This is a genomic window from Polynucleobacter sp. 30F-ANTBAC (assembly GCF_018882385.1).
GTDB lineage: Bacteria > Pseudomonadota > Gammaproteobacteria > Burkholderiales > Burkholderiaceae > Polynucleobacter.
This window is the reverse complement of the sequence record NZ_JACVON010000001.1, coordinates 58,056-72,435: the sequence shown is the minus strand read 5'-3', so window position 1 is coordinate 72,435 and position 14,380 is coordinate 58,056. Positions and strand designations below refer to the sequence as shown.

Genomic DNA, 14,380 nt, shown 5'->3' with positions numbered 1-14,380 from the left:
TTAGTGCAAGCCCAACTCCCTTGCACTCCTTATTTTATCGGCCAATTCTTTTCTTTTGTCTCGCAAGATATAAGCTCCCACACAGATACTCTCATCACCATGCTCAATGGTCACCAGGCTATTCTTAGGATCTTTCACACACTTAGGGTCTTTTGAAAACAAAGGGGCTTTGATTCTTAACCATACCAGTGGCCATTGTTGGCTTACCCTTTTCCTTCCAGTGACAATTTCAATATCCATCAAACCATCACGGATGGTTATTTTTTCGTAGTCTGTTGCATGGCGGGCATAAATTAACAACGCTATACCAAGTACCAATAACTCAATCATGGCAAACGGAACAATCATCCATGCGCCTCGCCAGTAAAAATAACTGGCGATCAAACTGGAAAATAGCAGCATGGATAAATAAAAAAGACCTACCTGCTTAGGCGTAAAAGAACAGTTGCGCTTCATTAATAGGATAGATACCGCAGGCTGATCAGTCATTACTTCTCACCACTAAAAAGTGTGAATCAAATTAAACAGCATGATGAGAGCTATCGATAACGCCAAAATGGAAAAAGCTTGTTGCACTCTTGGCCCCGAAATTTTCGTCACCCACTGACGAGCTATGAGTAAGCCTGCGATGGAGCCCACAGCAAATGGGATGGCAATCACCCAGTTCATCGCACCATATAAATTAGAAAACAGCACACCGCTCAACGAAACCAAAGTTAAAACACCCAGAGAAGTAGCAACAATGGATTTCATTGGTAAATCAGTAAACTTTCTGAGCGCTGGCACGATGACGAACCCACCCCCTACACCCAGTAGACCCGAGAGAAAACCCGCTACAGAACCTGAAGCAGCCAATGAGCGTGCGCACGGCAAGGTCCAAGTGAGCTTACCAATGGTCTCATCCAATAAACATGGTGGTCCTACCTCATCAGGTACGCCATTTAATTCTTGGGAAGCTTGAGACCACATGTTTTTGGCAACCAGCAAAAGCACCAAACAGAAAATAAATACTAAAAATGCATTGGGTAACTGATGAGCGATCCAAATGCCCAAGGGAGAGAATAAAATTCCCAACGCTGCCATCAAAGCAGCCGCTTTATAACGAAGAATACGCGCTCTAAATGCCAAAAAAGCGCCCAGGCCGGCAGACAAGGTGACAGCCAACAAACCGATAGGAGCAGCTTCAACAACGGTTAGATGAAGAAAGAACCCGAGGAGTGGCACAGACAATATGGCACCACCTGCCCCGGTTAAACCTAAGATAACTCCAACAGCCAACCCTAGTAGAAGACCCGTTAATGAGACTTCCAACTGAACTTAAACCTGCTGGGCTAGCATGAACAAGTTTGTCGATCTGGCACCAGAGCGGCAGAAAGCCAAAATGGGCGTTGGCATCTCTTCCAATAGACGAGACATTTCTTGCGCTTGCTCAAGAGTGATTTGACCGCTAACCACAGGTAAGTAGGCATACTGAAGGCCTAGAGCCTTTGCCGCCATCTCAACTTCCGCATTCGAGGGCTGATCTGGGCCACCTTCACCATCAGGACGGTTGTTGATAATAGACTTATAGCCCTGGCGTGCAATTTCAGCCACATCATGAGGGCTAATCTGTCCAAGCGTACCAAATTGATCTGTATGACAAGCGATTGGTAGTGGCATGCCACATCCTCCGGTAGTTGATTGATAGTTAGAATGATTTGATGCTAAAACAGGTTCACAAGGTGGCGGCAACATTCTCCATGTTAAGTATTTCATAGCCAACACAGCACCCACACCGTAACCAATAATTGCAATGAACGAGCTGATCGCCAAGGTTGAAATACCGGTTAAACCCTGACCAATCGTGCACCCCATAGCGGTAACACCCCCAACCCCCATCAAGATGGCGCCGATGATGTGGTTGCCTGTATCTTCGGCATCTCTAAAAGATTCCCATTGGAAAGTCTTGGTGACAAGCGCATAAATTGTAGAGCCCACAATTAAGCCACCCACTGAGGCAATACCCAAGGTCACTTTTCTACTAGAGTCACTGTAAAAAGTTAACCACTCAAGAACATAGGCATAGGGTGCCACATAGGTCAAACTTTCCATCCGACCACTGTTTGTTGTGAGAAACACTTCTTCAAGCGTATTGGGATCTTCAGCCACGTAACCAAGAACACCGGAAACCCACCAAATACCCAAAATAGCCAAACCAACGCCAAAGCCAGCCAATAAATTATTAAAGGTCCAAAAGTTCTTTTTAGATAACGCAAAAATCATCAATGCACCACCCACGATCAAGCCTAAGAGCAACTGTAGAGTGGCTTTCGATAGACCTAATGATGCAGATAAGATGCTTGGTAGATCTTGCGTTGTAGTGAGGGTAATAAATACGGTATCGGTTGTGTTAACTCTTAAAACCCCAAAAATACCTTTTAGGGTCATATAAGAAGATAAGCCCAACACCACAAAAACTACAAACGCTTTTAGGCTTCCAGAACCCATTCTGACCAAGGTCTTACTCCCGCAACCAGAGGCCAAAACCATACCAAAACCAAACATCACGCTACCAACGATGGTCGATAACCAAGCAAGGCGACTGCCTGTGTAGATCGATTTAGCCGGATCAATCATGCCACTAGAACTCATAAAGGCCATGCCGATCACAGCCACACCTATAGCCATGAGCCATTGGCGCATACGAGTCCACTCACCCATAATCATGATGTCAGTAATAGCACCCATCGTACAGAAGCGAGTCTTTTGCAGAATAATGGCTAAAAGAATTGTGATTAAAAAAGTGCCCCAAAGCACACTTTGGGAAAGAGAATTTAGATCAATATCAGGCATGGCGGGCACATTAGCTCAAAAGCGCTAGAAAACGTAAGAAGCTGCCATTTTATGGCATTTTTGGAGCTTTGCCTGTTTCTGCATCCAAGTACTCCATATCCTTAAAACTAGGCACCCAATTAGGCCGGTAAATAACAAAAACGGCCAAGAGCATCCCCGATAAGGATCCCTCAGTAAAAGAAAGGATCACCAAGGTAACAAACCAATCCACCATGTCCATGGATAACCCCCAGCTGGCGGCGGAGAAGGACTGATGCCAGAACATCAGCAACACGGAGGGCACGATGATGCTCAATACCCCCGCCACATAGCCATGACCCAATATGAAGATAAAAAGGTGTTTAGGTAGAAAATGACTAATGAGTCTCATCACCAAACAAGCAGCAAACCCTGGCAGCACGCCCAAGAGTAAAAATTGCTTGAGGGCATCAAATAGAGTCCAAGAGGAAATAATCGCGACCATTGTGGTGACCACTGCCAACATGACGATGGCAGGACGAAGCCCATACATAGCTACCAACAGAGATGCACCGAAAAACTGAAACGAGAGACCAACTAATGCTTCAGCAGCCATTCCAGGTAAAGTGGCTTTCACATTCCAAGCCAAACCTAAAACGAGTAAACCACCTAGAACCGAGAAACGGACGGAAGGCTTGAGTAAGACCTTCCAGCAACCACCACTTAGGGCCCACAATAAAACTAAACCAGAAATAGTGAGGTAGATTCCAGTTAGCTCCATTGTGAGGACCTTTCAATAGTTAGTTAAGCTCCAAAACCAGGGTTACCTTTGGCACCCTTAATATTTGGCATATTGAGTGACTTCGCCTTAACAGTCTTGATATCACGCAAATACTTAGCAACCACATCCCAAATCGGCTCGCCACCAGCAGCTTTAGCCTCTTCAGAAACTGGAGCCCAACCAGCCACTTTATAAGTCTTGTTAGGGTCAATCTTCTTACCGTTAAGCATCATGTTGCTGATACGCTTTTCCGGCTGGCCCATTGGGTCGATGTCATACTGCAAACCACCGACACGCACCATATCGCCACCCTGCTGGTAATACGGGTCTGGGTTAAACAAGTTATCCGCAATATCTTCTAAAACTGTCTTGATCATATCGCCCTTCATCATGGTCACAGTTGTCCATGGATATGTAATAGCGGTTTGATCCAACACATGCTCCATCGTAATAGCCTGACCTGGCAATAAGGATGTACCCCAGCGGAAACCTGGAGAGAATGCAATCTCTGCATTTTTAACAGCCATCAAGCCGTCCAAAATCAACTGGTCAAAGCTACCGTTGAAGTTACCGCGACGGTATAACAAACCTTCTGTCACAGCTAACTTCTCACCCAACTTCGTCTCATAAGGTTGACGAACACGATCAATCAACTTATTCATCGCTGGATCAGCTGGAATCATCTCAGAGAAGACTGGCAATAATTTATAACGGAAGTCAGTAACTCTACCTGCGTCAACTTTGAAGTCCAATACACCCAAGTACTTACCGTTAGAACCAGCATTCGTCACCAAAGTAACGCCTGAAGCATTTTTAACTTTCACCGGAGTTGGCACGCCATCGTGCGTATGACCACCCATGATCGCATCAATACCGGTTACACGGCTTGCCATCTTCAAGTCAACGTCCATACCGTTATGAGAAAGCACCACCACTACTTTGGCACCTTTGGCACGAACTTCATTCACCATCTTTTGCATGTTGTCGTCTTGGATACCAAATGTCCAGTTCGCTACCATGTAACGAGGGTTAGCAATCGGCGTATAAGGGAAAGCTTGACCAATCACTGCGACCTTCACGCCGTTCATTTCACGAATGACATACGGATCAAACACTTGATCGCCAAAGTCATTCGTCTTAATGTTTTGCGCCAAGAATGAAATCTTATTCTTGAAATCTTTTTCAACGATCTCTTTAACGCGCTCTTCACCTAGAGTCATTTCCCAGTGAGGTGTCATGATGTCAACGCCTAAAGCCAAACAAGCATCCACCATATCTTGACCGTTGGTCCATAGCGCAGTACCAGAGCCTTGCCATGTATCACCACCGTCCAATAACAATGAACCTGGACGACTAGCCTTCATTTTTTTAACCAATGTAGCTAAGTGAGCAAAACCACCAACCTTACCGTAAGTAGCAGCCGCTTTTTCAAAATCTAAATACGTGAAAGCATGCGCTTCACGTGTACCCGGCATGATGTTATGCGCCTTCAACAAGTGCTCACCCACCAAGTGAGGAGTCTTACCTAATTGAGAACCGAAACCAAGATTCACATCTGGCTCACGGAAATAAATTGGCTTTAATTGAGCATGACAGTCAGTGAAATGTAGAAAGTGGACATTACCAAATTTTGGCAAATCATAAAACTTATTAGCAGCGACTTGAGCACTAGCGTGATCGGTTGCTAAAGACATGCCGCCTGCTGAAGCAACGGCCAAAACTTGTAAAAACTCTCTACGATTCATTGACATAAAAAACCTTATTAATAAATAAAAAAGCCGCAATATCAATTCGATATAGCGGCCCTACTGCTACTGCAATTACTGATTAACTGGTGATGCTGGATCTAATAAAAGAGCCATTACATCACGCATTTGCTGCTCAGTTAATAAATTGTAATGTCCCATACGCGGCATATTGCTGCAAGCGTTATAAGCTTTAGCGTTATAAATCTTACCCCAAGTGTATTGAACAACTGCTTCCGTATTGCCGCGCACTTTGCCGTAATTCCAAAGTGATGGTCCGATATTGCCGTGAGAAATTTCTTTCTTGTCAATTTGGTGACAGTTATAGCAACCGCCACCGTTTGGTGTGCCAGCCTTGTCAGACCATGTTGCACCACGACCACTTTGAGCAACTGTCTCGCCAACTTTCCAGTCGCCTAGATACTTGCCATCAGAAGGCTGCTTGATAGTTGCCATATTGGCTTTCTCAATCGCTTCACGCTTTTTAGGATCACCCTTACCTGCTAGAGCAGCTGGATCAGAACAAAATACTTGAGTTTCATCGCGATTAAGGCGATCTAACTTAGCAATGCCTTTTTCTTTAAAACTAGCTGCATGCTCTTTTTCAAAAGAACTTTGAGCCATTGCAGATGAGGCTGCCGCTACGCACAAAGCTGCAGATGCTAATAAATGTAATTTTTTCATTGTCTTATCTCCCGCGACTTAGCGCTTCAATCCAGGTGTATTCATTTCACCACCATTAGCTTTTACGCCCATATAAACAGACAAAGCAATCGTGACATCGGATGTGTAAATTGGCTCAGGGAAACGCTGTTGACGATAACAATCGTTCAAACGACGTTGCATTGTCCAGAAGTTACCGCTAGAAACGCGATAAGCAGGCCAGTAACCAAAACCTAAAGCAGCACCTTTTTGTTCAGTGATGTTTGGAAGATCTTGTAAACGAATACGCTTACCATCTTCACCATGGCATGAAGCACATGAGAAGTCCATTGGACCACCCTGGAAATAGAAAGCTTTTTCGCCCATTGTAAACATCGCTTTTTCTTTCGGATGCTTATTAGGCACTTTGATCTTCATACCTTTTGAATGTGTCACAACATAAGCCACAACCGCCTCAACATCTTTACGCTTACCTTTTTCAAAGCCAGCATCAATGATTTCTTGAGCGTTATAACCTTGTAATTTCTCCATACAAGTAATGATTCGTGACTCTAAGTCTTGTACTTTATTAGTATCTTTGAAGTAACGTGGCAATTCAGCAGAAGCTCCCTTAACAACGCCAGGACCTTTACCTAAATCACACTTTTGAAGAGAGACATTTTTAGGACCCATTGGTTTTGCCCAAATATCTTCACCAGCTGCTTCGTATAACTCCGCAGGATTGCCATCAGCAATCATCTCACGATACTTTGCAATATCATCAGTAGCGCTCTGAGCAAAAGCCAAGCCAGCAGCCATACTCAAAGAGACTAATAAAGTAGTTTTTATTGTTTTCTTCATCCTACATCTCCTCTTAAGAAAAAAACCCCGCTAACTTTTGAATTAGTCGGGGTTTTAGTGTCATACAAATTAGCTAATCTTCGCTTCGTCTGTACGCTTGTCGTTCTTGTTATCCACCCAAGTAACGCTTACTGTGTCACCTTTAGCGCCACCCTTAAACTTGAAGTTTAGGAATGGGTCTTTAGAAACGGCTGGGCCAAATTGAGCCTCAAAAACTTGCTTACCTTTGCAAGTTGCAGTGATTGTTGTGATGTGGTGAGCAGGAATTACTTTACCTGATGCATCTTTACGCTGACCTGTTTCCATGTCATGTTTCATCAAAACTTTAACGTCTACTACGCCGCCATTTTCTTGGGCGCGTACGCGCATTGGATCTGCCATGTTATTTCCTTTCAGTACAAATAGATTAAGTTGGTGTCTTGTGTGCTCGGGGAATTAACCGCCGCAACCACCCAAAGTCACTTTAACTTCTTTAGTTGTTACAAACCACTTGCCGTCAGCTTTTACTAAAGCGTGAACATTGGATGTTTGACCCATCTTCACACGAGAAGCTACGAATGGCTCTGAATCGCCAGTCATTAAGAACTGAGCTGCTAATGCACTCGGATTCTTCTCAACCAAAATAGCGATTTGCTGTGTTTTTGGCAATGTTGTTGTAACGCCAACAGGCACAACAGCACCGTTTTCAGCGATATCTGGAGCGTTAATGGTAATAGCTGGTGATTTGCTAGCTGATGAGCCACCTAATGACTTCAAAACATCATCTAAAGTTTTACCATCAAATGCAGCCTTGTTCCATTCAGCAGCTTCTGCTTGAGAAATAAGACCTGTTGCTGCCATCAAACCGATAACAGCTGTTAATCGCAATGCATCACGACGCTTTTGGTTCATATGAACTCCTTCTAAAAAAACTAAATATCAAAAAATCAATTAAAAACACTTATAAACAGCATATTACCGTTTTATTTACCTGTGAGCATCCATTTTACGAGGACATCAATATCACCCTCTGGAACGTGTGCATGTGGCGGCATTGGGATAGCACCCCAAACACCAGCACCACCCACCTTCACTTTGTCATGCAACTTTTTAACGGCATCTGCTTGACCTTTGTACTTGGCCGCCACCTCAGAGATAGCTGGACCAATCGCACGGCTAGCTGGAGCATGGCAAGTAGCACAGTTATGCTTCTTGAACAAACCCTCTGGAGTGATCGAGTCCGCTGCACTCATATTCACAGCCATCAAGCCTTTGCCAGGCAACTTCGCTACAGGTGGCTTTGTTGTATCCACACCACGGTAAGGACCGTAAGGACGATTTTGTAATGCCAAGTTCTCATGAGCATTGCGCGCATAGTCTGGCAAGAATGAACCAATGGTGACGTGCTTTGAGCAATCACTCATACAAGCTGTTGCTTTAACGTCAGGCTTACCACCTTCGTTCCACATGCCGTGAGCCTGAGTCATACCATTACGGTTAGGCATCAACTTTTGCACATCAGCGATATTTTTGTCGCTCAACGTGAACTCATCCGGAACGATTTCAGCCATGCTCAAGATGTAACCAAGAACAGCATACGTGTCATCCACACTCAATGTTCGAGGAGCATTCCACGGCATAGCGCGGTAGATATAGTCCCAAAGTGTTGAAACAGTTGCCACCTTCATCAAAGTTGTTCTTTGAGGTTGCTTTTCGCTTGTTAATGAAGCAACACGACCTGTTTTGATATCGTCTTTAGTTGTACCACCCACAATCGGGGTAAATACCTCATTAGATTCACCAAAAGTACCGTGACAAGATGCACAACGACCTTCCCAAACCTCTTGACCACGCAAAGTTGTACCCGAACCAGCAGGCAAACCTTTAAAGTCAGGACGTACATCGATATCCCAAGCCGCTACTTCAGCTTTTGTTGCGTCGCGACCAATACCTGAGTATTTGGATTGCGCTACAGCTGTACCGATTAACACTGTTGAAAGACCAGCTAAAACAAGCGCCTTCGTTACTTTAGAAGTTAATTTATTTGTCATAGGATTAGCCCACTTGAACATTACTTAACTCCCCGTTCGTATCAAGCTTCCATGCTTGGATTGAATTGTTGTGATAGATCGAGCGAGTGCCACGAACTTCTCTCAATTGTTTGACCATTGGCTGAACATAACCTGTCTCATCAGTTGCACGTGACATCAAGATCGCTGGTGAGCCATCCCATGTCCAATCCATATTGAAACGTGTGATCGCTTTTGACAACACAGGAGTCTCTAAGCGAGCACGGCGCCAGTTATTGCCGCCATCCACTGAGATATCCACGTGTTTGATCTTACCGCGACCAGACCAAGCCATACCACTGATGTTATAGAAACCTTTGTCAAGCAATTGCTGACCACCTGAAGGTGTCGTAATCACAGACTTACATTCTTGGATCGTGGTGTATTGACGATGCAATCCACTTGGCAATAAGTCAATATAGTGAACAGCTTCATCTTTAGCTGCGTAGGGCATGTCACCCACTTCAATACGACGCAACCACTTTACAGAGCTAACGCCCTGCACGCCTGGCACCAATAAACGCAATGGGTAACCATTTTCAGGGCGAAGCATCTCGCCGTTCATGGCCCAAACTACCATCACATCTTTGAGAGCCGCATCCATTGGGATAGTTCTAGTCATACCAGAGCCATCACCACCTTCAGCCAAAATGTACTTACCATTTTTAAGGTCTGCACCACACATATCTAAAAGTGTTGAAAGCAACACACCTGTGAACTCGCAGCAAGACAACATACCGTGGGTGTACTGTACGCTAGGTACAGCAACGTTACCCCACTCTAAACCAGTATTAGCACCGCACTCAATAAAGTGAATACGTGACACAGATGGCAAACGCATCATGTCATCCATCGTAAATACTTTTTCTTGCTTAACCAAACCATTGACCATCAAACGGTGTTGCGCTGGATCGATGTCATACCAACCTTGGTGGTGACGCTCAAAATGCAAGCCGTTAGGTGTGATGATGCCAAAGAAACCTTGCAAAGGTGAAAAGGCGACTGATGCAGCAGATACTCGTGTAAGACCAGGTGACTCACGACGCTGTAATGGCGCCTCCCACTGTGATGGCATACCATAAGGTCGAGCAGCAACAGGTTGACCTAAAGTCGTTTGCCATTGTTGCTTCTCTAAAATCACTTTTTCACCGTCGGCTGCAAAAGCTGCACTAACAGCACCACCTGCTGAAGCTGCACCCAATGCAGTCATAAAACTTTTACGCAAGAAGCCACGACGAGTTTCGTCAAGACCATTTTCATAAACATCGTCAGCGAATTGCTGAGTTACAAAATTTTCTGGTGCTCGACGTAATCGTCCTAACACTCTAGGTTTTTTCTCTGTTGTCACAAGGACTCCTAATTTTGATTTAAGTGTATGTCTTAAAGTGCTTAAATTTCACTGTTCATCATTATCGAGCCTTATAGATTTTTTTGAAATATCAAAATAGCAAAAAAGTTGAACGGTTCTCCGAATTAAGGGGAAATACTGATGAAAAATTAGCATCAGTTAGAGGCTTTAACTAACTGATGCCATCTTATTTTGAAACGCTTATGAAATAAGGCTAATTGATATATGCGCATTTGCATCACACAATCACTGATTCGATAATTTCATCAAATTTTCAGCAAAAATAATTTAGACAAATTGTTCGCGGTACGATGTGACAATCCAGCATCAAACGTATAAAAAAATAAATAAGGTTTCTTATGAATCAGCGTCGCACCATTTTAAAAATTTCTGTGGGAGCAATTGGCTTAGTTGCGCTTCCTCAAGTCATCAATTTTGCTAAAGCAGCCGAAGAATTCATCAAGGGGCCGAAGGTCAAAGATCATCCCGCTAAACAACTCAGCAAACACGTTTGGATGATTTACTCACCCGACGGTTTTCCTACTGCAGAAAACCAAGGCATGATGGCCAACATCACATTTGTCATCACTAAAAAAGGTATTGTTGTTTTAGATACAGGCGCCTCCTTACAAATCGGTGAGATGGCCATACGCATGATTAAAAAAGTTAGCTCACTCCCAGTCATTGCCATATTTAACTCTCACTACCATGGCGATCATTTCTTAGGTAATCAGGCTTTCATTGAAGCCTATGGTCAAGAAATTCCGATCTATGCACACCCTTACAGCCTGAATCAAATCAAAGGTATTGAAGGTAATGCTTGGAAGAGCTTAATGGAACGTTGGACCAATCAAGCTACCGTCGGAACTAAAGTGATACCGCCGACGCATACCGTTAAACATGGTGATGTGTTTGATTACGGTGATATACAAATTAGAGTCCACCACTATGGTATTTCTCATACCCCCGGGGATATTTGCCTAGAAGTTGTTCAAGATCAAGTCACTTATGTAGGCGATATCGCGATGGATGGCCGGATTGCGAATATGGATGACGGCTCATACGTCGGCACGTTTAAAACCTATAAAGCACTCAGTGAAGCCACGGGCGAGCAATTGTGGATTCCGGGTCACGGCAATGCCAAGAAAACCCTTCTTAAAGAGTATGGTGAATTCATGGGTGGCATTTATGAGACCTGCGTCAAAGCCATTCAGGATGGAGTCGATCCAAGCGCAGCCAAAGCCTTGGTTCTAAAAGATCCAAGAGTGATGAAATACGCCAAAACGACTGCTGGATTTGAAGGCAATATCGGGAAGTACACAAGCCTGGCTTACCTAGAAGCAGAAAAGGAAGCTTTTTAAGCTTCCTTCTGAGTGTCATGCGGCTGTGAATTGGGTGTTAGATAGTTAAAGCTTCAAGCCTGCTAGCAAGTCGTTTTTGATATCTTCAATATTTTCCAAGCCGACTGCAATTCGCACCAAGCTATCCGTGATACCTGCTGCAGCTCTCGCTTCAGGGCTCACTCGAACGTGGGTCGTAGTGGCTGGATGAGTGATCGTGGTACGCGTATCACCCAAGTTCGCCGTAATCGATAACAACTTGGTGCCATCAATCACTTTCCACGCAGCCTCTTTGCCGCCTTTGAGTGTAAAAGACAAAATCGGACCACCCATTCTTTGCTGGGTACGCGCCAACTCATACTGCGGATGAGATTTCAAACCTGGATGGTAAACACGTTCCACCGCGGGTTGCTGCTCTAACCATTGCGCCAACTCCAAAGCGGACTCACTCTGCTTTTCAACTCTTAGGTTTAAGGTCTCCAAACCCTTGAGGATCACCCAAGCATTGAACGCAGACAGTGTGGGTCCTGCTGTTCTCACATAAGGAAATGCTTTGCCCAAAATAAATTCTTCACTACCAACAATAGCGCCACCTAAAACACGGCCTTGACCATCGAGGTATTTGGTTGCTGAATGAATCACCACATCGGCACCCAGAGCCAAAGGTTTTTGTAAAGCAGGTGTACAGAAACAATTATCTACAACATAAAGCGCCTTGGCTGCTTTTGCAATTTTGGCAATTGCAGCAATGTCAGCCACTTCAGTCAAAGGATTAGACGGTGTTTCTAAATAAAATAGTTTTGTATTTGGCTTGACTGCAGCTTGCCATGCGTTGAGATCAGACATGTCGACATACGTTGTCTCAATACCAAACTTACCCAAGATGGCTGTAAACAACTGAATGGTCGCACCAAAAACAGAGCGTGAACAAACAACATGATCACCTGCTTGAAGATGAGCCATCGCCACGGTCATGATGGCTGACATACCTGATGATGTAGCAATACAAGCCTCACCACCTTCTAAGGCCGCTAAACGGTCTTGGAACATCGCCACCGTTGGATTGGTAAATCTCGAGTAGATAAAGCCTTTTTCAGCATTGGCAAAACCATAAGCGGCATCGGCAGCACTATCAAAGCAAAAGCTAGAAGTTAAAAACATCGCTTCAGAGTGCTCATTAAACTCCGTACGACGAACACCCGCTCTCACACCCAATGTGTCGGTGTGCAAGTTTTTGATATCAATCGGCGCTCTTTTTTTATCGCTCATAACTGAATACTACTCTTGAGATGCTAAATGTAAATGTAATTGTGAGCGAGCCAAATCAGTGCTCTCACCCTGCTGTCGATCAGCTAACGCTTTTGGCGTATTTCTAGAAGCCTCAAGGGCATCCAAATAAGACTCTGTGATATCACCGGTAATGTATTGACCATCAAAGCAAGAGGCATCAAAGTTCTCAATCGCTGGGTTGATATCTCTAACCGCTTTTTTCAGATCTTCCACATCTTGATAGATGAGCTCATCAGCGCCAATTAATTTGGTAATTTCATCATGCGTGCGACCGTAAGCCACTAACTCACTGCGCGTTGGCATATCGATACCGTAGACGTTCGGGAAACGAACCGGAGGCGCTGCTGAAGCAAAGATCACTTTCTTCGCGCCGGCATCTCTTGCCATCTGCACAATCTCATAAGACGTCGTGCCCCGCACAATCGAGTCATCCACAATCAAGACATTCTTGTCTTTGAACTCTAGGCGCATGGCATTGAGTTTTTGGCGAACAGACTTTTTACGCATTGCCTGACCCGGCATGATGAAGGTACGACCAACGTAACGGTTCTTAAAGAAACCTTCGCGATAAGGTACACCCAACAACTTAGCCACCTGCATAGCAGCTGGTCGGCTTGAATCTGGAATCGGCATCACCACATCAATTTGCGATACATCGGTTTCGCGAGCAATCTTCTGAGCCAGATAGTTACCCATCAACAAGCGCACATCATAAACAGTCACGCCATCAATACATGAATCAGGCCTTGCCAAATAAACGTATTCAAAAATACATGGATTGAGTTTGGCACCCTCTGCACATAATTTACTGTGGAACTGTCCTGAGTTATCAATGAAGATTGCTTCACCAGGCGCAACGTCTCTCACCACCTTAAATCCCAAACCCTCCAGAGTCACGGACTCGGATGCAATCATCCACTCCGGACCTTGCGGCGTATCTAAACGACCAATACATAAAGGACGAATACCAAATGGATCACGGAATGCCAATAAACCATAACCGGCAATTAAAGAAACAACGGCATAAGAACCTTTTAATCGCTTTTGAACTTTGCTCACAGCAGCAAAAGCGGCTGCAGCATCCAAAGCAATACTATCGGTCGCTCGTTGAATCTCGTCAGCCAATACATTTAATAAAACTTCTGTATCAGAGTTGGTATTGATGTGGCGTCGATCGCGATAAAACATTTCATCACGAAGAGCTGGAGCATTAGTCAGATTACCGTTATGAGCCAAGATGATGCCGAATGGCGCATTAACATAAAACGGTTGCGCCTCTTCTTCACTACTAGCTGAACCAGCAGTTGGATAGCGTACCTGACCAATGCCAGCATTGCCCGGCAAGCTACGCATGTTGCGTGTACGGAATACATCGCGCACCATGCCATTGGCTTTATGCATGCTAAATGAACTTCCGTTCATTGTGGCAATACCGGCAGCATCTTGACCACGATGTTGTAATAACAACAAAGCGTCATAGAGCAACTGGTTAACAGGACTATTGCCTACCGCACCGACAATACCGCACATAGAAA

At 44.5% G+C, this 14,380-nt stretch carries 14 protein-coding genes and 1 pseudogene; 1 reads left to right on the top strand and 14 read right to left on the bottom strand.

The window, feature by feature from the left end:
• From ICN28_RS00415 to soxC, 12 genes and pseudogenes are all read right to left on the bottom strand, one after another.
• Complete coding sequence (locus ICN28_RS00415; protein WP_216285385.1) at positions 1-489, bottom strand: DUF2244 domain-containing protein; 489 nt, start codon at positions 487-489, stop codon at positions 1-3.
• Positions 490-501: 12 nt separating this feature from the next.
• A complete protein-coding gene (locus ICN28_RS00410) occupies positions 502-1,311 on the bottom strand; it encodes a sulfite exporter TauE/SafE family protein (protein ID WP_216285383.1) in 810 nt (269 codons plus the stop codon).
• 6 nt (positions 1,312-1,317) lie between these two features.
• The gene (locus ICN28_RS00405; RefSeq protein ID WP_216286786.1) at positions 1,318-1,659 is read right to left on the bottom strand and encodes a TIGR01244 family sulfur transferase; all 342 of its coding nucleotides are present in this window, start codon (positions 1,657-1,659) and stop codon (positions 1,318-1,320) included.
• 72 nt (positions 1,660-1,731) lie between these two features.
• Positions 1,732-2,832: pseudogene (locus ICN28_RS00400) on the bottom strand (YeeE/YedE family protein); the annotation flags it as partial.
• Between the two features lie 49 nt (positions 2,833-2,881).
• Positions 2,882-3,571, bottom strand: coding sequence for a hypothetical protein (locus ICN28_RS00395; protein WP_216285381.1), 690 nt, complete (start codon positions 3,569-3,571; stop codon positions 2,882-2,884).
• A 23-nt stretch (positions 3,572-3,594) separates the two neighbouring features.
• Positions 3,595-5,316 (bottom strand): thiosulfohydrolase SoxB, encoded by a 1,722-nt coding sequence (gene soxB / locus ICN28_RS00390; protein WP_216286785.1) that lies wholly within the window; start codon positions 5,314-5,316, stop codon positions 3,595-3,597.
• A 75-nt stretch (positions 5,317-5,391) separates the two neighbouring features.
• Entirely contained in the window at positions 5,392-6,000 is a 609-nt protein-coding gene (soxX, locus tag ICN28_RS00385; protein WP_216285379.1) for a sulfur oxidation c-type cytochrome SoxX, read from the bottom strand.
• 18 nt (positions 6,001-6,018) lie between these two features.
• Positions 6,019-6,819, bottom strand: coding sequence for a sulfur oxidation c-type cytochrome SoxA (gene soxA / locus ICN28_RS00380; protein ID WP_216285377.1), 801 nt, complete (start codon positions 6,817-6,819; stop codon positions 6,019-6,021).
• A gap of 69 nt (positions 6,820-6,888) precedes the next feature.
• Positions 6,889-7,200 carry a thiosulfate oxidation carrier complex protein SoxZ gene (soxZ, locus tag ICN28_RS00375; protein ID WP_216285375.1) on the bottom strand — a complete coding sequence of 104 codons (312 nt, stop codon included), beginning with the start codon at positions 7,198-7,200 and terminating at the stop codon, positions 6,889-6,891.
• A gap of 54 nt (positions 7,201-7,254) precedes the next feature.
• A complete protein-coding gene (gene soxY, locus ICN28_RS00370) occupies positions 7,255-7,710 on the bottom strand; it encodes a thiosulfate oxidation carrier protein SoxY (RefSeq protein ID WP_216285373.1) in 456 nt (151 codons plus the stop codon).
• Between the two features lie 71 nt (positions 7,711-7,781).
• On the bottom strand, positions 7,782-8,849 hold the full coding sequence (locus tag ICN28_RS00365; protein ID WP_216862344.1) for a c-type cytochrome: 1,068 nt from the start codon (positions 8,847-8,849) through the stop codon (positions 7,782-7,784).
• A gap of 4 nt (positions 8,850-8,853) precedes the next feature.
• Complete coding sequence (gene soxC, locus ICN28_RS00360; protein ID WP_216285371.1) at positions 8,854-10,215, bottom strand: sulfite dehydrogenase; 1,362 nt, start codon at positions 10,213-10,215, stop codon at positions 8,854-8,856.
• Between the two features lie 359 nt (positions 10,216-10,574).
• Between soxC and ICN28_RS00355 the strand changes: the two genes are divergently transcribed.
• A complete protein-coding gene (locus ICN28_RS00355; RefSeq protein WP_216285369.1) occupies positions 10,575-11,576 on the top strand; it encodes an MBL fold metallo-hydrolase in 1,002 nt (333 codons plus the stop codon).
• Between the two features lie 45 nt (positions 11,577-11,621).
• Here ICN28_RS00355 and ICN28_RS00350 read toward each other — a convergent pair whose 3' ends face one another.
• Positions 11,622-12,824: an O-succinylhomoserine sulfhydrylase gene (locus ICN28_RS00350; RefSeq protein WP_216862343.1), complete on the bottom strand. Its 1,203-nt coding sequence runs from the start codon at positions 12,822-12,824 to the stop codon at positions 11,622-11,624.
• Between the two features lie 9 nt (positions 12,825-12,833).
• On the bottom strand, positions 12,834-14,375 hold the full coding sequence (gene purF / locus ICN28_RS00345) for an amidophosphoribosyltransferase (protein WP_216285367.1): 1,542 nt from the start codon (positions 14,373-14,375) through the stop codon (positions 12,834-12,836).
• Positions 14,376-14,380 lie beyond the last annotated feature (5 nt).